The sequence below is a fragment of the Labrenzia sp. PO1 genome, assembly GCF_012273635.1.
GTDB lineage: Bacteria > Pseudomonadota > Alphaproteobacteria > Rhizobiales > Stappiaceae > Roseibium > Roseibium algicola.
Genome location: NZ_JAAXCR010000009.1, coordinates 33,912 through 52,601 on the forward strand (window position 1 = coordinate 33,912; position 18,690 = coordinate 52,601).

An 18,690-nucleotide genomic window follows, 5' to 3' on the forward strand; every position below is an offset into this window, starting at 1 on the left:
AAACTGCATTGCCTTGTTTTTTGGGGAGCCTATGCCTTCCCGAGTGGGTGATAGCAAGCCGCAACGTGATTGTTGCCGCCTTTGGCCTCGTCTGGTGACGGTTTGCCGGCAACGCAGATATCCGTGCGGTGCGCACAGCGCGCGGCAAAGGCGCAGCCTTCAGGAGGATTGTAGGGATCCGGCAATTCGGCAGAGGCGTCTTCCGACATCAGGTCGTGCCGCCCGGGGGCGGGCGCGGAGCGCATTAGCAGATCCGTATAGGGATGTAGCGGCTTGCGGAAGATTTCTCTGGCTGGACCCAGTTCGGCCATCCGGCCGAAGTACATCACCGCCACGCGGTCGCTGACACTTTCCACCACCGAAAGATCGTGGCTGATGAAGATGTAGGTGAGGCCGAAGTCGTCCTTCAGCTTGTCCAGCAAGTTCAACACCTGGGCCTGCACCGAGACATCAAGGGCAGACACGGGCTCATCAAGCACGATCAGCTCCGGCCCGGCCGCAAGGGCCCGCGCAATGCCGATCCGCTGCGCCTGGCCGCCGGAGAATTCATGGGGGTAGCGTTCCAGGAACTCCGGCGCCAGGTTGACCGCCTGCAGCAGCTCGGCAAGGCGCTTCTCGCGACCATCGGAATTCAGGTTTGTCAGGTGCTTGAGCGGCGCTTCCAGGATGGTCCTGATGGTCTTGCGCGGATTGAGCGAGGCAACCGGATCCTGAAAGACATATTGAACCTTGCGGGCGAGAGCGTTGCGGTCCTTTTTTGCCAGTGCCGCAAGATCCTCGCCGTTGAAGGTGATCGAGCCGGAAGTCGGCAGATCGAGACCGACGACGAGGCGCGCGAGCGTGGACTTGCCGCAGCCCGACTCTCCGACGACACCGAGGGTCTCTCCCTTCTTTACATCGAGACTGAGACCCTGAACCGCGTGCACGGCGGGAAGATGACCGCCAAAGAGCTTCCGACCGCCGCCGAAAATGCGCTCGACATCCTGAATGGTCAAAAGGGCTTCGCTGTCCATGTGGTTCTGGCTTATCTCGTTCATGCGGTCGCTCCGGAATTCAGCGGAAAGAGGCAGCGCACACCGCGGGTTTCGGAAGACATCTCAAGGTTGATCTCGCCGGTCCGGCAGGAGGTCTGTGCGTGCGGACACCGTTCGGCGAAGGCACAACCGTCCGGCAGGTTGTTGACCACGGGCGGGCGGCCCTCGATTGCGTCCAGACGACGGTCCGGCTCGCCCAGAACAGGCACGCATTCGATCAGCTTGGCGGTGTAGGGATGACGCGGGTTCGCCAGAACCTCCTCCGTCGTTCCCGTTTCAACGATCCGGCCCGCGTACATCACCGCAACACGGTCACAAAGGGCGGAGACAACGCCGAAATCATGGGTGATGAACAGGATTGCAGCGTTCCGTTCGCGGCGCAGGCCGTTCATCAGAGTCAGGATTTGCGATTGCACGGTGACGTCGAGCGCGGTGGTCGGCTCGTCTGCAATCAGCACCTTGGCATCGTTGGCGAGCGCCATGGCAATGCAGACCCTTTGGCGCATGCCACCGGAAAGCTCGTGCGGGTAGGCGGACAATCGTTCCTTCGCATTCGGGATCCGCACAAGCGAAAGCAGTTCAACGGCCTTTTCCCGTGCTTTCGAGCCGGATATGGGCTGGTGGGTGGTGATCGCTTCCGTCAACTGATCACCAACGGTGAAGAGCGGGTGCAACGTCGACAGCGGATCCTGGAAGACATAGGCAACCGCCCCGCCTCTGAGGTCCCGGATACGCCGGTCGCTTGCCGCAAAAAGATCTTCGCCGTCGAGATAGGCGGCACCGCCTGCAATCCGGCCGGGTGGTGTCGGCACAAGGCCCATGATGGACATGGCCGTTACCGACTTGCCGGATCCGGATTCTCCGACAACGCCCAGGCATTCGCCCTCTTTCAGGTTCAGATCAACACCGCCGACTGCCTTGTAAACGGAGCTGCCGATCTGGAATTCGGTGCGCATCTGACGGACATCCAGCACACCGCCCTTTTCCGAAGGCGCGGGGATCTCGTCGAGGTTGCGATGCACCGCTGTTCGAGAGACCGGCCGGGTGAGGGACCCGGCACGCAGGCGCGGGTCGAGGATATCGCGAACACCGTCGCCGAAGAGGTTGATACTCATGACCAGCGCAAAGATCATCAGGCCCGGAATGATGGAGACATGCGGCGCGGTAAAGAGGATCTTTCTGCCTTCACCCAGCATGGAGCCAAGGTCTGCCTGTGGGGGCTGGGCCCCCAGGCCGAGGAAAGACAGGCCGGCCGTTTCGAGGATCATCCAGCCGACGGTCGTCGACATGGTGATGACGATCACCGGCAAGACGTTGGGCAGAATTTCCAGAAACAGGATCTGCACCGGTGATTTGCCGGACAGCCGTGCCGCGTCAACAAACTCTCTTCGGGATAGCCCGAGCGTGATACCGCGAATGTTGCGGGCAAAGAACGGTATGTTGACGAGCGCGATGGCGTAAAGCGCGTTGAGCAACCCAGGGCCGAGCACGGCGACAATGGCCAGTGCCAACAGAATGTAGGGAAACGCCATCACCATATCGATGCCGCGCATGATCAGAGTGTCCGTTCGCCCGCCTGCGTATCCGGCGACCAGTCCCAGAAGCGAGCCGAAGAAGGCAGCGATTATTGTTGCCGACAGACCGACGGCAAGCGATATGCGTGTCCCCCAGATCAGCCGCGAAAGGATGTCCCTGCCCAAGTGATCGGTGCCAAGCAGGTGTCCTTCGGTAAGGACCGGCAGAAGTCGGTCTGCCGGGGCGGTAACGTCCGGGTTCGCCAGCGGCAGGATCGGCGCTGCCAGCGCGATAAGACAGATCAGCACCAGAACGACAAGGCCGCTGGTTGCCAGCGAATTGTTGAGCAGCAGCGCAAGTGTCCCCGGGCGCGAGGACTTTGCCTTCTCCTTGGAAGGGGCGCTCATGGTCGTGTCACTCATCAGCGCAACCTCGGATCAAGAATGGTCTGCACCACGTCTGCGAGCAGATTGAAGAGAACATAAGCGGCGGCGACCACCAGAACCCCGCCCTGGACCAGCAGCAGATCGCGGGTGGAAATGGCGGTCACGAGCATGGATCCGATGCCCGGCCACTGGAACACCGTCTCGATATAGACAGCACCGCCGATGACAAAGCCGGCCTGGATGCCAATGACCGGCACCACGCCGACGAGGGCCGACTTGAATGCGTGCTTGTAGATGACCTTGCGTTCCGACAGGCCCTTGGCGCGGGCGGTGCGGATATAGTCCTGACGCAGCACTTCCAGCATGGCGGTGCGCGTCAACCGGGCAATGACGCCGGTCGCGACAACCGAAAGCGTCAGCGCGGGCAGGGTGAGGTGATGGATCAGGTCGGGCAAGTCGCCGCCACCATAGATCGCGTACATGCCGGACGCCGGAAACAGGCGCAGATTGACGGCAAAGACCAGGATCAGCAGCAGGCCGAGCCAGAAAGACGGGGTCGAGATACCGATCAGAACGAGCAGCGTGATGATCTTGTCCGCCCAGCCGTACTGACGGACAGCAGAGACAATACCGGCAAGAAGACCGAAGATCGAGCACAGGATGAGCGAGGTTCCGGCCAGAATGAGGGTCGCTGAAAAGCGCTCCATCACTTCATCCAGCACCGGACGATTGAGCGTGTAAGAGCGGCCGAGATCACCCTGGAACAGGTTGCCGATCCAGATGACGTATTGCTCGAACAGGGTTTTGTCGAGGCCGAGATCGCGGTTGAGCTTGGCGACATTTTCCGGTGTCGCATAGGAGCCGAGAATGGCAGTTGCCGGGTCTCCCGGGATCATCGCCATGATCAGGAAGACGATGATCGTCAGCCCGAACAGGACCGGGATGGCAGCCAGCAGACGCTTGGCGATATAGGAAGCCAATGGTCTCTCCCTCTTTCTGAGTGCGGCCGGCCATTTCCTGAAGCCTTGCCGCCTCCGCAACCTCATCCTGAGGAGCGCATTTATGCGCGTCTCGAAGGATGGGCGGCACACTCCGGAGCAAGTGGCCCATCCTTCGAGACAGCGCCTTGCGCTTCCTCAGGATGAGGGAGTGTTGTGTCGCCGGGGTGCGCCTTTACGTTTCCTTCGGCACTTGCTGCGTGCAGGTCCGAATACGAAAATCCCGGCGAACCGTTCAAGGTCCGCCGGGAGACGTGTCGTCTTATTGAGGCTTCTTGACATCCTGAAGCATCAGGAAGAAGGACGGTTGCAGCTTGAAGTCTTCAACCGATGCCTTGGTGACGGCATTCTGTTTCCAGTTGGCAACGAAGACCCAGGGGGCGTCCTCCTGGACGATTTCCTGCATTTCCTTGTAGAGCCTTGCACGTTCTTCCTGGTTGGTTTCCTCGCGGGCATTTTCCAGAAGCTCGTCCACCTTGGCGTTGGAATAGTAGCCGGAGTTGAACCCGCCCTGTTCGGGCATCGCTTCGGTGCGCAGGGCCAGGAACGGAAGCGTGTCCGGGTCATTGGTCATCCAGGCCATTTCCGCCATGGAAGCCTTGCCTTGCAGACCCGGGTTCACCTTGCCGAGGAAGGTGTTCCATTCATAGGTCTCGATCTTGACCTTCATGCCGACGGCCTGGAGATCGGCCTGGATGGCCGTGCCCATGGCAACCGGGTCGAGCATGCCGGAGCCGCCTTCGGTGACATAGAAAGTCACTTCCTGTCCGGCGTATTCAGCTTCCTTCAGGAGTTCCTTGGCTTTTTCCGGATCGTAGGGATAGGGCTCCAGGCTCTCGTTGTAGGCCCAGGCAAAGGCAGGAGGTGTCGGCCCTGCTGCGACGTCGGCCGTACCTTGCAGGATGTTTTCCACCAGCGCCTTCTTGTTGATGGCGTAGTTGGCGGCCTGGCGTGCAGCCTTGACGTCAAACGGTGCTTCGCGGGTGTTCAGGATCAGGAACCAGACGTGAGGTCCGGCCTGTTCCAGCACCTTGAACGTTGAATCGTCCTTGAACTGCTGCAGGCTGTCCGGCGGGACTTCAACCATCACGTCCAGTCCGCCGGAGAGCATTTCGGCGATCCGGGTGTTGGCATCGGTGATCGGACGGTAGATCAGCGCTTCCAGGTCCGGAGCGCCATCCCAGTAGTCTTCGTTCTTGACGGCAACCACCTTGGCGTTGGCTTCCCATTCGGCAAACTTGTAGGCGCCGGTACCGGACGGATTGCGGCCGAAATCCTTGCCGTATTGCTTGACGGCCTCGGGGGAGACAATCAGACCCGTCGGATAGGCAAGGTTCGACAGGAACGGCGCGTAAGGGGCACTGAGGTTGAAGGTGACGGTGGTTTCGTTGTCGACGACCACGTCCTCAACAGTGGAGAAGAAGAACGCGAGCGGGAAGGGACCCGTATCGTGATAGGGGTTTTCCTCGTTCAGCATACGGTCGAAGTTGAACTTCACCGCTTCCGCGTTGAAGGGGGAACCGTCGTGGAACTTGATGCCTTCACGCAGCTTGAACGTGTAGGTCTTGCCGTCTTCCGAAATGGTCCAGCTTTCGGCAAGGGACGGTTCGACTTCCAGGGTGCCGTCCTTGTAGCGCACAAGTCCGTCATACAAGTTCACCAGAATGCGGAAATCGTTCACCGCGGTGACGGCGTGCGGATCGAGTGACTTGGGTTCCGCGATCTGGCCGACAACCAGAACATTGGGCGGAGTTTGCGCCTGCACCTGGGGTGCAAAGGCGAGGAAGGCCGAGGCGAAAGCCGCGGCTAGGAATCTTTTCATGACCATTCCCCTCGTTGTTTCTGACGAATAATTAATCATGATTAATTGCAATGCTGCAATAATTATTTCATATTTATTTTCGCTCGAGGGTTGTGCTCTCGATGCCAGATAAACGCTTAAGCGCTGATAAATAAGGGGGAAACAAGGATGCCGCAGCACGCAATCCGTATCGACCCGGAGCGTCTCAGAACGCTTCTCAACGGAGTGAATCGCTTCGGCTTTGTTCCTGAAACCGGCGGCTACACGCGACTAGGCTTCACTCAGGTCGATCTGGAGTGCAGGGATTGGTTCGAGGCGCAGATGAGGGCCGACGATCTGCAGGTGTGGAGAGACGGCGCACTCAACCTGTTTGGCCGGTATGGACCTGAGGACGGGCCGTGCGTCATGGCCGGATCGCATCTCGACACCGTGGTCAATGGCGGTGCTTTTGACGGAGCGCTCGGCGCCTGTGTTGCGCTGGAATGCGTGCGAACGATGAAGGATGCCGGAATAACGCCCCGGACAGCGATCGAAGTTGCCGCGACTTCCGAAGAAGAGGGCCGTTTCGGGGGCATGCTCGGCTCACAGGCCATATCCGGGGCGATCACTCCGGCATGGATCGAGCAGGCGATTGATGCCGACGGGATCCGGCTGCGCGATGCCATGAACAGTCTGGGTCTCGAGCCGATGGACATCCTGAAAGCAGCCCGGCCGGCCGGTTCGATAAATGCCTTTCTGGAACTCCATATCGAGCAGGGGCCGGTTCTTGAAGCCGAAGAATTTCCTATCGGCATCGCCGAGGAGGTTTCCGGTGTCTGTTATCTGGAGTTGGAACTGACGGGAATCGCCAATCATTCCGGGACAACACCCATGCATCTGCGGGCGGATGCATTTGCCGGACTTTCCGAGCTTGCCGGGACAATTCCGGATCTGATCCAGATGCACGGCACCGACCAGAGCCGGTTTACCATTGGTCATGTCGAACTTTCGCCGAACCATCCCCACACGATTCCAGGTCGCGCAGTCTTTTCGGTGATTCTGCGTGACACGTCGGAAGAGATAATGGTGGGGCTGAAATCGCGTTTTCTGGAAAGCGCCGACATTGTCGCAAACCGGCACCGACTGAAATTGAACAAGACCGAGAGGAGCTGGTTGTCACCGGTTTCGCTGGATAGCGAGCTTGCCGACAAGCTCGCCAGCCTCGCCGAACGTAACGAATTACCGGCGCGGCGGATGCCTTCCGGAGCCGGTCACGATGCCCAGACAATGCAGTCTTTCTGCCCTTCCGGGCTGATCTTCGTTCCCAGCCGGGCCGGCATAAGCCATGCTCCCGAAGAACACAGCGACTGGTCGGATATCGAGAAGGGGGCGAACCTCATGCTGCAGGCGTTGCTCGACTTGTCCGGCTAACCTGTTTGCTGGTGTCTGCCGGCTTCTGCAACTTTCGCTCTTTCAATGCCGCGCGGGCTCGGCTAGGCTTTTCAAAAGTAAAGCATATCGTTCTTGGCGGGCGTGCCGCCACAAGTGTTGCAAACAGACAGTCCCTATCCATTTTTCAACGGGGGTGCCATGGTTGATCGGATTGCCGGACTAAGGGTCCGTATTGCCTTGAGGTCTGCCGCGACGGTCGGCCTCGTATGCCTTTTCCCGTTGTTACAAGGTTGTGCGCTTTCCGATGCGCCGGTGCTCTTCCCGAAAGGGCCTATCGCGTTGGCGGAACGGGATCTGCTGTTCACGGCATTCGGCATCATGATGATCGTCGCCATTCCCGCGATCATACTAACGCTGCTGTTCGCCTGGCGATATCGCAAGCGTAATGGCAACACCGCGGATTATGCGCCCGAGTGGGATGGTTCCTGGGGCATTGAAGCCGTGGTCTGGCTGGTTCCAGCTGCGATCGTGATTGTCATCGGAACCATTGTCTGGGATGCGACCCACAGGCTCGACCCTTACAAGGCCCTGGCGTCCGATAAGCCGGCTTTCAAGGTGCAGGCCGTCGCACTCGACTGGAAATGGCTGTTCTTATACCCGGAACTCGGCACGGCCAGCGTGAATGAACTGGCTTTTCCCGCAGACAGGCCGCTGACCATCGAGATCACTTCCGACACGGTCATGAATTCACTGATGATCCCCGCACTCGGTGGCCAGATCTACGCCATGGCGGGCATGCGCTCTGAACTTAACCTGATCGCAGATGGTCCAGGCACCTTCAACGGCCGCAACACAATGTATTCCGGCGACGGCTTTTCCGACCAGCACTTCAAGGCTCATGCCATGAACGAAGCGGATTTCACCGCCTGGAAGGAAAAGGCAACAGGATCCGCTGACGTGCTGGACGCCAAGACCTATGTGGACTTGCACAAGCAGAGCGTTGCCGATCCAGTCCGGCATTATTCGTCTTACGAGACGGATCTCTTTTCGATCATCCTGCGCAAATACGCGCCGATTGTCGGCCCTTACGAAAGCAAGGCCGCCGAACTCATCTGCCGGGGGGCTGTTTGATGCTGGGACGTCTTACGATTGAGGCCCTGCCGTTCTATTCCTGGGTGGCCATGGGTGGGGCGGCAGTAACCGTTGGCGGCGGCATTGCCGTGTTCCTGCTGATCACCTGGCTGCGCGCATGGAAAGTTCTCTGGACAGACTGGCTGACCAGTGTCGATCACAAGAAAATCGGCATCATGTATGTGGTGCTGGCTCTGGTGATGCTGGTTCGCGGGTTTGTCGATGCCCTCATGATGCGCGCGCAACAGGCGGTTTCCCTGAACAGCGAAGGTTACCTTCCGCCGGAGCATTTCGAGCAGATCTTTTCCTCTCACGGCACCATCATGATCTTTTTCGTGGCGATGCCGTTCCTGACCGGGCTCATCAACATCATCGTGCCGCAACAGATCGGCGCGCGGGATGTCGCCTTTCCGTTCCTGAATTCCGTCAGCCTCTGGATGACGGCCGCCGGTGCGGCTCTGGTGCTGATATCGCTTGTGGTCGGCAAGTTCTCTCAAGCCGGCTGGACCGGGTATCCTCCATATTCCGGGGCTGAATATAGTCCGGGTGTGGGGGTCGACTACTGGCTATGGGCGCTGATCATCAGCGGGGTGGGCAGTACGCTCTCAGGCATCAACTTCATCGTGACCATCGTCAAGAACCGCTGCCCGGGCATGACTTTCATGCGCATGCCGATGTTCACCTGGACGACACTGTGCATTTCCATCCTGATTGCCTTCGCCTTTCCGGCGCTGACGGTGGTCGCCGGTCAGTTGACACTCGATCGCACGCTTGGCTTCCATTTCTTCACCAACGGTGACGGCGGCAACATGATGATGTTTGCCAACCTGCTGTGGATCTGGGGTCATCCGGAGGTCTACATCCTGATCTTGCCGGCCTTCGGTATCTTTTCCGAAGTGGTGGCGACATTCTCGCGCAAGCGGCTGTTCGGTTACACTTCACTGGTCTATGCGACCGCCTGTATCGCGCTGCTGTCGTTCACAGTCTGGCTGCACCACTTCTTCACGATGGGCTCGTCTGCCAATGTGAACGCCATATTCGGCATCGCAACGATGATCATCGCGGTGCCGACGGGGGTGAAGATCTTCGACTGGCTGTTCACCATGTACAAGGGCCGGATCGAGTTTCACACGTCCATGGTCTACACCATCGGCTTCATGGTGACCTTCGTCATCGGTGGCGTGACCGGGGTGCTGCTGGCCCTGCCGCCCGCCGACTACCTGATGCACAATTCCACCTTCCTGGTGGCGCATTTCCACAACATGCTGATCCCGGGCGCTCTTTTCGGTTATTTTGCCGGCATGAACTACTGGTTCCCCAAAGCCTTCGGTTTCAAGCTGGACGCCAAATGGGGCATGCGGTCCTTCTGGTGCTGGATCATCGGTTTCTATCTCGCCTTCATGCCGCTCTACGTCCTTGGCTTCAAGGGCATGAGCCGGCGGATGGAACATTATGCCGACCCCACCTGGCAACCCTATCTGATCGTCGCTGCGATCGGGGCTCTGTTCGTCCTGTGCGGCATCGCCTGCATCGCCATCCAGCTTTACGTTTCGGCCAGGAAATGGGGATCCGCCAGGGACATCACGGGGGACCCGTGGAACGGTCGTACCCTGGAATGGGCGACGTCCTCACCGCCAGCTGCCTATAACTTCGCGGTTCTGCCCGAGGTGACCGATATCGACGCGTTCCACGACATGAAGATCCGGGGGGAGGCTTATCAGCCGCCGCAGCATTACGAAGACATCGTCATGCCGAAAAACACCTGGATCGGCCCGGTGCTTGGTGCACTGGCCTTTGTGCTCGGTTTTGCCTTCATCTGGTACATCTGGTGGCTCGTCGCCCTGAGCTTCGTGCTGTCTCTCGTATGTGTTGGTATCCGGGCGTCCGACGACAACAGCGAATTCGTGTTGCCCGCAGCAGAAGTCGCCCGGATCGAGCGTGAACGCCTCGCTCAGATCTCGCCGGCCGACCTGCACGACATGCGCGATTTTGTGCCGCGCGGTGCCGCCTCTGGCGCACCGTTGTCCGGAACGGTTTGAGGGAGGGGCCGATGTCTGCTGCAACCATCCTTGAAGAGGAAGAGAAGCACTCCCTTCATTCCAGGGAATTCGGGTTCTGGATCTATCTGATGACCGACGCGGTCATCTTCGCGCTGTTGTTTGCGACCTACGCTGTCCTGTCGGAAAACTCCGCCGCCGGTCCGACATCAAAAGAGCTCTTCGATCTCAGCAGGACTGCCGTTGAAACCGGCTTGCTGCTGGTCTCCAGCCTGACGTTCGGGATGGCGAGCATTGCGCTGATGAACGACCAGAAGGGCCGCGTGGTCCAATGGCTCTTTGTGACCTTGCTTCTCGGCTTCGCGTTTCTGGCAATGGAGCTGAGTGAATTTGCCGGCATGATCGAAAAAGGTGCGGGGCCGGAAGTAAGCGGCTTCCTGTCTGCCTTCTTCACGCTGGTGGGTACACACGGACTGCACGTTGCGTTCGGGGCACTCGGGATCGTGGTTATGATTGGCCAGATCATGGTCAAGGGCCTGACGCCGCCGGTTCGTTCCCGGTTGATGCGGCTCGGGCTGTTCTGGCATTTTCTCGATATTGTCTGGATCGGGATCTTTTCGGCGGTCTATCTGCCGGGCGTTCTATAGGGGGCACATATGAACCATTCCGCTGAACGCAGCCTGTCTACCTATCTCACCGGGTTTGTGCTTGCAGTTGTGCTGACGGCAATTCCCTTCACCCTGGTCTGGGGCGGACTGCTCACAGGCAGTGCCGTATATTTCGTCATCGCCGTTGCCGCGGTTCTGCAGGTGATTGTTCACCTGGTCTTTTTTCTACACATCGACCTGAAATCCACCCCGGTCGAAAACCTGTTCTTTCTGGCCTTTGCCGCGGTGCTCATTTTCATCATGGTCGGCGGCAGTCTCTGGATCATGATGGATCTGCATCACCGCATGCAGTGAATGCCTGGTCGCCATTGAGGCGTCTCGCCGCAATCGACGACCAGCCTGTCCGAAAGGGAGAATGACATGAGATGCTATCGCAATCCGCTTGCCGGAAGTCTTCTGGCCGCAGGGCTGATGCTGGCCGCTACCAACGGTGCACTTGCCGACTGTCAGGCGGACATCGACAAGGTTGAAAATGCCGTTACCCACTCCGAAAGGGAGGGTATCGACATCACTGTTGCAGAGAAGATGCGCGCACTGCTCCAGGAAGCGAACAAGGAACGGCACGCAGGCAACGAAGCAAAATGCCAGGAGCTGATCAACCAGGCAAAATACATCGGCGACGTGGAATGACGACCGATAATGTATCTGTTCCACTGGTCGGTTTGCTGCGCTTGAGGTAAGAGATCCCGTTCCGGAACAGGTGTGGGGAAACATGATTTCGGTCGTTCTTGGATGAAATCGTGCCGGGACATGGCGATTGTGGGGGCCGGCATTGCCGGCTCGATCGCAGCTCTGGAGCTTGCTGATCGCGGTAACCGCGTCGTGCTTTACGATGCCGGAGCAGAACCGCTGACAGCGGCATCGCTGGTCAACGAAGGCAAGATCCATCTCGGGTTCGTATACGGCGGGGACAGTTCAGGTCTGACCGCACGGCGCATGATCGACGGCGCGCTTCAGTTTCGGTCCATCGTGTGCCGGTGGATGGCGCAAGACCTGTTCGCTTCTTCCGTAACGCAGCCATTCGATTATGCCGTTCCCGAGGGGTCTCAGCTTTCCGCGGGTGCGGTAGAACAGCACTTTGTGCTGGTGCAGGATATCCTCCGCGAGCGGCTAGCGGCACCAAATGCAGACTACCTCGGCGAAGTGGATCTACCGGCCTTCCGGCGCCTGACCTCCCATCCTTATGGCTCTGACGCTGGCAAGATCGAGGCGGCCTTCGGAACGCCGGAACGATCCGTCGACACGCGAGCCATTGCTGCTTCACTGCGCGCAGCGGTTCTTTCTCACCCGCGAATCGAGTTCCAGTCCAATCACAGGGTGACGCGTTTCGAGACAAGCCGGTCCGGTTGGAAAGTGGTTGGTGAACATCGCGCTGACGGACCATTTGACCGGGTGCTCAACGCCGCCTGGGAGCAGCGCCGCTTTCTGGACCACGCCAGCGGCTTTGCTGATGATGCCTCGTGGTTCCTGCGCTACAAGATGGCGGTGCTGCTACCGGATGTTGTCGAAGATCTGGCGAATGTTACGCTCATGTTGGGGCGATACGGGGATGTCGTGCGGTATGAGACAGGCCGGGTGTATCTGTCCTGGTACCCGTCGATGATGCTCGCCAGCACACGCGACCTTTTGCTTCCGCACCCAGAGATCGCTTCTTCCCGAAAGGCCGAAATTGTGCGCAGTTCCGTTGCCGCACTTGCGGCCTACTATCCGAAGTTAGCTGAGTTCCTGCGCTTTCCCGAGATGGACGAAGCACCGTTGATCGGCGGAGTTATTGATGCAAGGGGCGCAAGTGATATCGATGATCACGTGAGCGATCTGCACAAGCGCAGCAGAATAGGCCCCAGCCTCCTGGCTGATGGTTATTGCAGCCTTGATCCGGGCAAATACACGACCGCACCGATGTTCGCGCTTGAAGCGGCGGACGCGCTGGCATCTTCAAGCCGGGTTCATCAAGTCATCGCCTCATGAAGTTTCCTGCAATATGGCCATGGAAGCGGCCACGTCTGACAATCTGTATTCCTGCCTACCGGCCGAAGGGATTTCTGGAACAGGTGCTTGCGTCGGTGCAGGGGCAGAGCTTTCGCGACTATCGTGTTGTCATTTCCAATGATGGCGGTTTCGAACGGGAAACCTTCGAACCGTTCCAGCGCATGGCAAACGTGGGTATCTACCATCAGCGGGGACGTCTCGGCTGGGTGGAAAACGCCAATTGGCTGATCAGAAGGGTGAGGACGCCGTATTTTGCCATCCTGCCGCAGGACGACACTATTGAGCCGGACTATTACGCCGCGCTTGTGGAACTTCTGGAAAAGACACCTGCTGCCGGAAGCGCTTGCACCGCAATTCAGACCGTCGGCAGGCCGGATGAACACATCATTCGCAGCAAAAGTGTAAGCGGAGACCTGGAAGCGCGGATCAGTCAGGTGTTCGGGATGAGTTATGCCGGCGTCAGTTTTCGGGCGGTCAACCGGACACCGCCAAACCTTCGTGATCTGACCGTTCCCGGAAACCGGTTCGACAACATGTTCGCCGACAGTACCTGGATCATGCGCCAGGCGATCCAGGGTGAAATGCTTTATCTCGACCGGCCGCTCTACAGGAAGGTCTATCACGACGGCAACACTCACACGCGCTGGCTGGAAACACCTGCCAAAACCCTTGCATATGCGTGGATGCGTTATTGCCAGCAAATGGCACTCTATGCGGCCCGGTCCGTGGCTGACGAGTACCAGCGCGAGGCCATATTCGATCTTGCCTGCGAGCGGGTCTTTTCCAGAAACAGCGAGTTGAGACCGCTAGCCGTCGGCACGGCATTCGACGCGATCTGGAGCCAGAGTGAACTGGATTTGCGCCAAAAAGCGATGAAGAAGATGCTGCGGCGTTCATTGATGCAGCGCCAGGGTAGCTGCAACGCGTGGCGAGAACATATGGTCCGTGTCGCCTGAGGCACGCGAAAGCACGGTGCCAGCGGCGAGCGACACAATAGAGTTTCAGGCTGAATGGGGGAAATGGTGCCGGCAGCAGGATTCGAACCCGCGACCCCGAGATTACAAATCACGTGCTCTACCAGCTGAGCTATACCGGCGCCGGGGATGGCTTCTACCAGATTGGGCGCACTTGTCCATGCCCTGATTTGCATTTTTCGATCCTGATTCCGGAAAACCAGCTAAACCTCTCTGATAATTTCAAAAATTGGGTAGCCGTTGTGGATAGTTTCGCGTGCGCAGAGGCTCAGCGATCCAGAACTTCTGTGTCGCGACATCTCGATTCCAATGTCATTCCTGCAAAATGACGGAAGCAGTTGTGCTTTCGGTGCAATCAAGAGGCATCGTGTTCGGTCAGCAGGACAGCGCGCGGCTATCTTGCAAGTTCCCTGGAACGGAATCATTTCCTTGCCTTGGAATAATATGCTCGCGCAGCACATCAAGCACTGACCCGCATCGCCGATTGTGAGACAGAACAAGGTGGACACAGGCGATTTTCTAACCGCGGCATCCGACAATCCAGCTTTCGCAAGCGCTGAAGGGGCTCTGCGAAGAGAGGGCTCGACAGCTTGCATGAACCGGGTTTTGCACCCATAAATGCGCACTCTGAATATCAGCCTGTCGCTTTCTGCGCGGGCTCTCCTGGTTTTACCGGAAGGCAGGCTGGATTGACCAAACACTGTTCGGTCCTGTCATCACTTCCGTTTCACTCTCAGTGGAAAGTCTGCCGTGCCACATGTGGCTCTGCTCGAAATCATGTGTGCCAATTGGATCGATTTAAATGACTGAAGCGCAGCGCATCTGCCTCATTTTCTATCTGCAGCCGATCGCACTCGGGGCTTGGCTGCCGCATATTCCAGGTGTCCAGACAGCGCTCGGACTGACCAACAGCGAGTTGGCGATTGCGCTCGTCGGGGCGCCGGTCGGCACTTTGACAACCTTGATGATCGCGGGGCGCATTGCAGGCTGGATCGGCGCCAAGCGGATCACGCTGGTCTTCTATCCGGTCTTTCTTCTCGCCATGCTGTTGCCCTTCATGGCGACAACCCAGTGGCTCTTGATGGCGGCGCTCGCTCTTGTCGGCGGATCGATGTCCATCCTGGAACTTGGGCTCAACGTGCTGGCTGACGATTACGAGACTCGCACCCACCACAAGATCATGAGCAGAGCACATGGCTGCTGGAGCTTCGGACTGCTGTCTGGAACGCTGATTGGCTCGGCTGTTGCGGGTCTTGCCCTGTCGCCCCTTCTGGCCGGTATCGCGATCGCGATCCTGGTTCAGGCCCTGGTGCTGCCTGTAATCCTGCAGTTGCCTTTGCCGCCCGAAGGGCAGTCGGCCAAACCCGAGCAGCGCGGTTTCCGGTTGCCACATCCGGTTTTGCTAGGTGTCTGTTTTTTCACTTTTGGAACGACTTTGGTGGAAGGGGCCGTTGCCGATTGGGCTGCGGTCTATCTCCGGGATGCCTTTGCTGCCAATCCAGGCCTCGCCGGGCTGGGCATATCGATCTTTTCGCTGTGTCTGGCTTCGACCCGGCTCATGGGAGACCGCTTGCGCCAGGTTGCGGCGCCAGGACGCCTGGGGCAGGTGCTTGCGCTCATCGGACTGATTGGTCTGAGCCTGATATGGCTTGCACCGAACGTGCCGATTGCGCTTGTCGGTCTGGGAGTTCTGGGATCAGGAGCCGCGCTCGCGTTTCCCCTTGGAGTGACCGCGGCATCCGCAGCGCCTGGAGGAAGTGCGGCTTCCAATGTCGCCGTGCTTTCCTTTGTGGCTCTGCTTGGCTTTCTGGTCGGGCCGCTCACCATCGGGCCGCTCGCCGATGCCTTCGGTATTCGGGCGGCGCTCATGGTGCTGGCACCGATGATCGGCATCAGTCTGCTGCTGGCGCCTTGCCTGACCCGGTCGGAGGCGACGCGGGCGAACAGAACTGCTACCAGCTCCGTGACTGCGGCGCACGGAGAGGTGCACTGAATCGGGGGCTGAAAGGAGAGGGGCCTTACAGCCCCATTTTCATCCGCGCCACATAGAGTGACAGTACAGCGGCATTTGAAACATTGAGCGAGCGAATCTCGCCCGGCATGTCGAGGCGGGCTGTCAGGCCGCAGGCTTCGCGCACACCCTGTCGGACGCCTTTGCCCTCCGAGCCCAGTACCAGAACTGTCCTGTCGCTGAACGGTGTCTCTTCAAGACTTGCCGCGCCATCGCTGTCGAGGGCAATGCAGGAAAAGCCTTCGTCCTTCATCTCGGCAATGAAGCGGGCCATGTTTTTCACCCGGACATGTTTGATCATGTCGAGTGCACCGGAAGCGGATTTCGCCAGAACGGAGCCTTCTTCCGGTGCATGGCGTTCGGTCGTTACCACCGCATCGGCATCGAGCGCGACAGCCGAGCGCAGGATTGCGCCGACATTGTGCGGATCCGTGACCTGGTCAAGCGCCAGTACGAGGCGAGCACCTTTCAGATGCTCGGCGCCATAAGCGGGCAGGGGATCGGCTTCAAGAATCATGCCCTGATGGACAGCATCCTTCGTCACCATGCGGTCCAGTGCGCGGGGCATCATGGATTCGACAGGGACATCGATTGTCACGCCGCGTTCTTCGAGGCGGCGAACGGCATTGTCCGTTGCGAACAGCTTCAGCCGTTTGCGGTCCTTGTTGGCAAAGGCCGCTTCAACGGTGTGAAGGCCGTAAAGCAGTACCGGGCCTTCCGGGGGAAGACCCGGACGGCGCGGCGCAGGTTTGCCAGCGAACTTCTTGTTGCCGCGAAAGCCCGGCTTGCCGGCTGGGCGCGAAGGTTTCTTGTCGTCACTCATGGCGCAGCTCTACCGGGATTTCCACGTCAGGAAAAGAGGGAAAGACAGTACGACTGTTCCATATCCATTGCCTCAAGAGGGCTTCAGGATCATGCAGCTGACGGTGCCATGGGCGATCAGTTTGCCGTTCGCGTCCCGCAGATCACCTTCGGAGGTCGCCAGGCGGGAGCCGCGGTGGACGATCCGTCCCTCGCAAACCACTTCGCCGCTGGTTTCAAGCAGCGGGCGAACCATGTTCACGTTGAGCGATGTGGTGGTGTAGAATTCGCCGGGCTGCAGCGTGGTGTGTACAGCGCAGCTCAGCGCCGTGTCGATCAGCGTCGAAATCCAGCCACCATGGACCGTACCGAGCGGGTTCAGGAACTCGCGTGCCGGCAGGCCGGTGAAGACGGCCCGGCCTTCGCAGAATTCCTTCATCCTTATATTGGAATGCACCATGATCGGCGGGGCAGGCAAATCGCCTGCCATCATGCGCTCGAAGATATCGAGCCCGGTCATGGTGGCAAAGGCTTTCTTTGGAAGTGCGCCAAGAGTGTGTGTCTTGCCGTTTTCAGTCAGGGTCTGGGGATCGCTCATGATTGGTGTCCTGAAAAGGTGGTCTCGTCGGGGTCTGAATGGGAGGCGGTGTCTGCGGCGGGTTTTTCCTGGCTTTCCAGAATGTGAACGGCCTTGCGCAACGTGGACATCTGGGTGCGAACGACATCTGCGCCGTCCGGGCCGAGCAATGTGCTGACCTCTTCCTGTGCCTTGAGCCAGGTGCGGTGGATCTCAATCACCTTTGCCTCACCCAGTTGTGTCAGCACTGGAAGAACCTTTCGGCCTTTGCCATCTTGCCGGCTCACAAGGCCGGCAGTTTCCAGAGGCTTGAGGTTTCGGGCCAGCGTGGATCGGTCTATGCCGAGAAAACGGGCGATCTCTGCCGCCGAATTTGCAGACCCGTCGGCTATGGCAGCCAAAAGCTGGGCCTGGGTCAGTTCAAGGCCAAGCGCTGCCATGTGCCTATTATAATGTCGGGTCAGAAGATTGGCGGTGCGCCGGGCAGCGTGACCGAGGCAGGTTCGGCCCATGTGCTGGAAATCGATATCTTTAAGAGAAGAGGGCATTTGTTGTAGATACAACAACTAAAGAATCTGCTCAAGGGTGCAGTCGTGTCCGACTGGTTTTTCAAAAGGGCAGCAGGTGCAGGCATTGGCATAAATGGCCTCGTCAAAGGAACGGGCGCGTTGATGAAAGTTGTCCACAGGCTGGGGGCGTGTGACGCCGGATTTTCAGCAAAACGCAGGGGAACCGTGACATCGCAGCCGTGCTGCGGCAATCTGGTGGTGCCGTCGGCCTTGGCAATAGCTCACGTTCGAAGCCTCTGTTTCGAGCGTCCTGCTGATTTTGTTCAATTCTTTGCAAAATCGGCGTTGACAGGGCGGGGCCCTATCTGCATAACACGCGCCACGGGATTGCTCGCCCCTTCCGGGCGGGCTCTTCGGTAAGCCATCCTGATCGCTTCGGCGTGAAGCAGGACGAGATGGAGGAGTGCCCGAGTGGCTAAAGGGGACGGACTGTAAATCCGTTGGCTATGCCTACGTTGGTTCGAATCCAACCTCCTCCACCATCGTTCCTGGTTCTCTCGTTGTGCGGGTGTAGCTCAATGGTAGAGCAGCAGCCTTCCAAGCTGACGACGAGGGTTCGATTCCCTTCACCCGCTCCATCATGGGTGCTGATCGGAGTGTCCGGAACGGAAGGCTCTTTCGCCCGGAAATCCTGACAAGAAGTTCAACGGGAAGCAATTCGTCGCTCGCGGATCTGTCCAAGGCGCCGGAACGCGTCCCGCCTCGACCTAATTCGACCGAACCGAGTATTGGACAGAGAGCGACGCCGATGGCGAAGGAAAAATTTGAGCGCAACAAGCCGCACGTTAACATTGGCACGATTGGCCACGTTGACCACGGCAAGACGACGCTGACCGCAGCAATCACCATGACGCTGGCTGAAACCGGC

General features: G+C 58.8%; 17 protein-coding genes and 3 tRNA genes. 12 read left to right on the plus strand and 8 right to left on the minus strand.

Annotated features, from left to right (window positions below):
- Nucleotides 1-29: 29 nt before the first annotated feature.
- From HCG46_RS28140 to HCG46_RS28155, 4 genes are all read right to left on the minus strand, one after another.
- Nucleotides 30-1,037: an oligopeptide/dipeptide ABC transporter ATP-binding protein gene (locus tag HCG46_RS28140; RefSeq protein ID WP_168688145.1), complete on the minus strand. Its 1,008-nt coding sequence runs from the start codon at nt 1,035-1,037 to the stop codon at nt 30-32.
- Nucleotides 1,034-2,971: a dipeptide/oligopeptide/nickel ABC transporter permease/ATP-binding protein gene (locus tag HCG46_RS28145; protein WP_168688146.1), complete on the minus strand. Its 1,938-nt coding sequence runs from the start codon at nt 2,969-2,971 to the stop codon at nt 1,034-1,036. Before HCG46_RS28145 ends, HCG46_RS28140 begins: the two co-directional genes overlap by 4 nt.
- Complete coding sequence (locus HCG46_RS28150) at nt 2,971-3,915, minus strand: ABC transporter permease (RefSeq protein WP_023001138.1); 945 nt, start codon at nt 3,913-3,915, stop codon at nt 2,971-2,973. Before HCG46_RS28150 ends, HCG46_RS28145 begins: the two co-directional genes overlap by 1 nt.
- A gap of 280 nt (nt 3,916-4,195) precedes the next feature.
- The gene (locus HCG46_RS28155) at nt 4,196-5,755 is read right to left on the minus strand and encodes an ABC transporter substrate-binding protein (RefSeq protein ID WP_035908743.1); all 1,560 of its coding nucleotides are present in this window, start codon (nt 5,753-5,755) and stop codon (nt 4,196-4,198) included.
- 147 nt (nt 5,756-5,902) lie between these two features.
- On the opposite strand from HCG46_RS28155, the gene HCG46_RS28160 reads away from it, so the two are divergent.
- The 8 genes from HCG46_RS28160 (at nt 5,903) to HCG46_RS28195 (ending at nt 13,846) form a co-directional block, all read left to right on the plus strand.
- Nucleotides 5,903-7,144, plus strand: a complete 1,242-nt coding sequence (locus HCG46_RS28160) for a Zn-dependent hydrolase (protein ID WP_168688147.1) — start codon at nt 5,903-5,905, stop codon at nt 7,142-7,144.
- A gap of 159 nt (nt 7,145-7,303) precedes the next feature.
- The gene (gene cyoA, locus HCG46_RS28165) at nt 7,304-8,236 is read left to right on the plus strand and encodes a ubiquinol oxidase subunit II (RefSeq protein WP_031269334.1); all 933 of its coding nucleotides are present in this window, start codon (nt 7,304-7,306) and stop codon (nt 8,234-8,236) included.
- Nucleotides 8,236-10,275 carry a cytochrome o ubiquinol oxidase subunit I gene (cyoB, locus tag HCG46_RS28170; RefSeq protein WP_152506381.1) on the plus strand — a complete coding sequence of 680 codons (2,040 nt, stop codon included), beginning with the start codon at nt 8,236-8,238 and terminating at the stop codon, nt 10,273-10,275. The genes cyoA and cyoB overlap by 1 nt, the downstream gene beginning before the upstream one ends.
- Before the next feature lie 11 nt (nt 10,276-10,286).
- Nucleotides 10,287-10,880, plus strand: a complete 594-nt coding sequence (cyoC, locus tag HCG46_RS28175; protein ID WP_023001143.1) for a cytochrome o ubiquinol oxidase subunit III — start codon at nt 10,287-10,289, stop codon at nt 10,878-10,880.
- Between the two features lie 9 nt (nt 10,881-10,889).
- Nucleotides 10,890-11,195 (plus strand): cytochrome o ubiquinol oxidase subunit IV, encoded by a 306-nt coding sequence (gene cyoD, locus HCG46_RS28180; RefSeq protein WP_168688148.1) that lies wholly within the window; start codon nt 10,890-10,892, stop codon nt 11,193-11,195.
- Between the two features lie 66 nt (nt 11,196-11,261).
- Nucleotides 11,262-11,531, plus strand: a complete 270-nt coding sequence (locus tag HCG46_RS28185) for a hypothetical protein (RefSeq protein ID WP_075284752.1) — start codon at nt 11,262-11,264, stop codon at nt 11,529-11,531.
- Nucleotides 11,532-11,651: 120 nt separating this feature from the next.
- Complete coding sequence (locus tag HCG46_RS28190) at nt 11,652-12,869, plus strand: FAD-dependent oxidoreductase (RefSeq protein WP_168688149.1); 1,218 nt, start codon at nt 11,652-11,654, stop codon at nt 12,867-12,869.
- Nucleotides 12,866-13,846: a glycosyltransferase family A protein gene (locus HCG46_RS28195; protein WP_168688150.1), complete on the plus strand. Its 981-nt coding sequence runs from the start codon at nt 12,866-12,868 to the stop codon at nt 13,844-13,846. Before HCG46_RS28190 ends, HCG46_RS28195 begins: the two co-directional genes overlap by 4 nt.
- Before the next feature lie 64 nt (nt 13,847-13,910).
- On the opposite strand, the gene HCG46_RS28200 is transcribed toward HCG46_RS28195, so the two are convergent.
- Nucleotides 13,911-13,986 (minus strand) — tRNA-Thr (locus HCG46_RS28200).
- 680 nt (nt 13,987-14,666) lie between these two features.
- On the opposite strand from HCG46_RS28200, the gene HCG46_RS28205 reads away from it, so the two are divergent.
- Nucleotides 14,667-15,857: an MFS transporter gene (locus HCG46_RS28205; RefSeq protein ID WP_152510559.1), complete on the plus strand. Its 1,191-nt coding sequence runs from the start codon at nt 14,667-14,669 to the stop codon at nt 15,855-15,857.
- A gap of 25 nt (nt 15,858-15,882) precedes the next feature.
- On the opposite strand, the gene HCG46_RS28210 is transcribed toward HCG46_RS28205, so the two are convergent.
- From HCG46_RS28210 to HCG46_RS28220, 3 genes are all read right to left on the minus strand, one after another.
- Nucleotides 15,883-16,698, minus strand: coding sequence for an RNA methyltransferase (locus tag HCG46_RS28210; RefSeq protein ID WP_168688151.1), 816 nt, complete (start codon nt 16,696-16,698; stop codon nt 15,883-15,885).
- 72 nt (nt 16,699-16,770) lie between these two features.
- Nucleotides 16,771-17,274, minus strand: a complete 504-nt coding sequence (locus HCG46_RS28215) for a PaaI family thioesterase (RefSeq protein WP_168688152.1) — start codon at nt 17,272-17,274, stop codon at nt 16,771-16,773.
- Entirely contained in the window at nt 17,271-17,801 is a 531-nt protein-coding gene (locus HCG46_RS28220; RefSeq protein ID WP_209009660.1) for a MarR family winged helix-turn-helix transcriptional regulator, read from the minus strand. The genes HCG46_RS28215 and HCG46_RS28220 overlap by 4 nt, the downstream gene beginning before the upstream one ends.
- Nucleotides 17,802-18,219: 418 nt before the next feature.
- Between HCG46_RS28220 and HCG46_RS28225 the strand changes: the two genes are divergently transcribed.
- The 3 genes from HCG46_RS28225 to HCG46_RS28235 form a co-directional block, all read left to right on the plus strand.
- Nucleotides 18,220-18,304: transfer RNA gene (locus tag HCG46_RS28225), tRNA-Tyr, on the plus strand.
- Between the two features lie 22 nt (nt 18,305-18,326).
- A tRNA-Gly gene (locus tag HCG46_RS28230) sits at nt 18,327-18,400 on the plus strand.
- Between the two features lie 170 nt (nt 18,401-18,570).
- A partial coding sequence (locus HCG46_RS28235) for a GTP-binding protein (protein WP_286185580.1) occupies nt 18,571-18,690 on the plus strand: 120 nt, incomplete at its 3' end.

What these genes read in the sequence shown, in the direction of transcription:
- HCG46_RS28140 (WP_168688145.1), bottom strand. Translation starts at nt 1,037, where the DNA reads ATGAACGAGATAAGCCAGAACCACATGGACAGCGAAGCCCTTTTGACC.
- HCG46_RS28145 (WP_168688146.1), bottom strand. Translation starts at nt 2,971, where the DNA reads ATGAGTGACACGACCATGAGCGCCCCTTCCAAGGAGAAGGCAAAGTCC.
- HCG46_RS28155 (WP_035908743.1), bottom strand. Translation starts at nt 5,755, where the DNA reads ATGAAAAGATTCCTAGCCGCGGCTTTCGCCTCGGCCTTCCTCGCCTTT.
- HCG46_RS28160 (WP_168688147.1), top strand. Translation starts at nt 5,903, where the DNA reads ATGCCGCAGCACGCAATCCGTATCGACCCGGAGCGTCTCAGAACGCTT.
- cyoA (WP_031269334.1), top strand. Translation starts at nt 7,304, where the DNA reads ATGGTTGATCGGATTGCCGGACTAAGGGTCCGTATTGCCTTGAGGTCT.
- cyoB (WP_152506381.1), top strand. Translation starts at nt 8,236, where the DNA reads ATGCTGGGACGTCTTACGATTGAGGCCCTGCCGTTCTATTCCTGGGTG.
- cyoC (WP_023001143.1), top strand. Translation starts at nt 10,287, where the DNA reads ATGTCTGCTGCAACCATCCTTGAAGAGGAAGAGAAGCACTCCCTTCAT.
- cyoD (WP_168688148.1), top strand. Translation starts at nt 10,890, where the DNA reads ATGAACCATTCCGCTGAACGCAGCCTGTCTACCTATCTCACCGGGTTT.
- HCG46_RS28185 (WP_075284752.1), top strand. Translation starts at nt 11,262, where the DNA reads ATGAGATGCTATCGCAATCCGCTTGCCGGAAGTCTTCTGGCCGCAGGG.
- HCG46_RS28190 (WP_168688149.1), top strand. Translation starts at nt 11,652, where the DNA reads ATGGCGATTGTGGGGGCCGGCATTGCCGGCTCGATCGCAGCTCTGGAG.
- HCG46_RS28195 (WP_168688150.1), top strand. Translation starts at nt 12,866, where the DNA reads ATGAAGTTTCCTGCAATATGGCCATGGAAGCGGCCACGTCTGACAATC.
- HCG46_RS28205 (WP_152510559.1), top strand. Translation starts at nt 14,667, where the DNA reads ATGACTGAAGCGCAGCGCATCTGCCTCATTTTCTATCTGCAGCCGATC.
- HCG46_RS28210 (WP_168688151.1), bottom strand. Translation starts at nt 16,698, where the DNA reads ATGAGTGACGACAAGAAACCTTCGCGCCCAGCCGGCAAGCCGGGCTTT.
- HCG46_RS28215 (WP_168688152.1), bottom strand. Translation starts at nt 17,274, where the DNA reads ATGAGCGATCCCCAGACCCTGACTGAAAACGGCAAGACACACACTCTT.
- HCG46_RS28220 (WP_209009660.1), bottom strand. Translation starts at nt 17,801, where the DNA reads ATGCCCTCTTCTCTTAAAGATATCGATTTCCAGCACATGGGCCGAACC.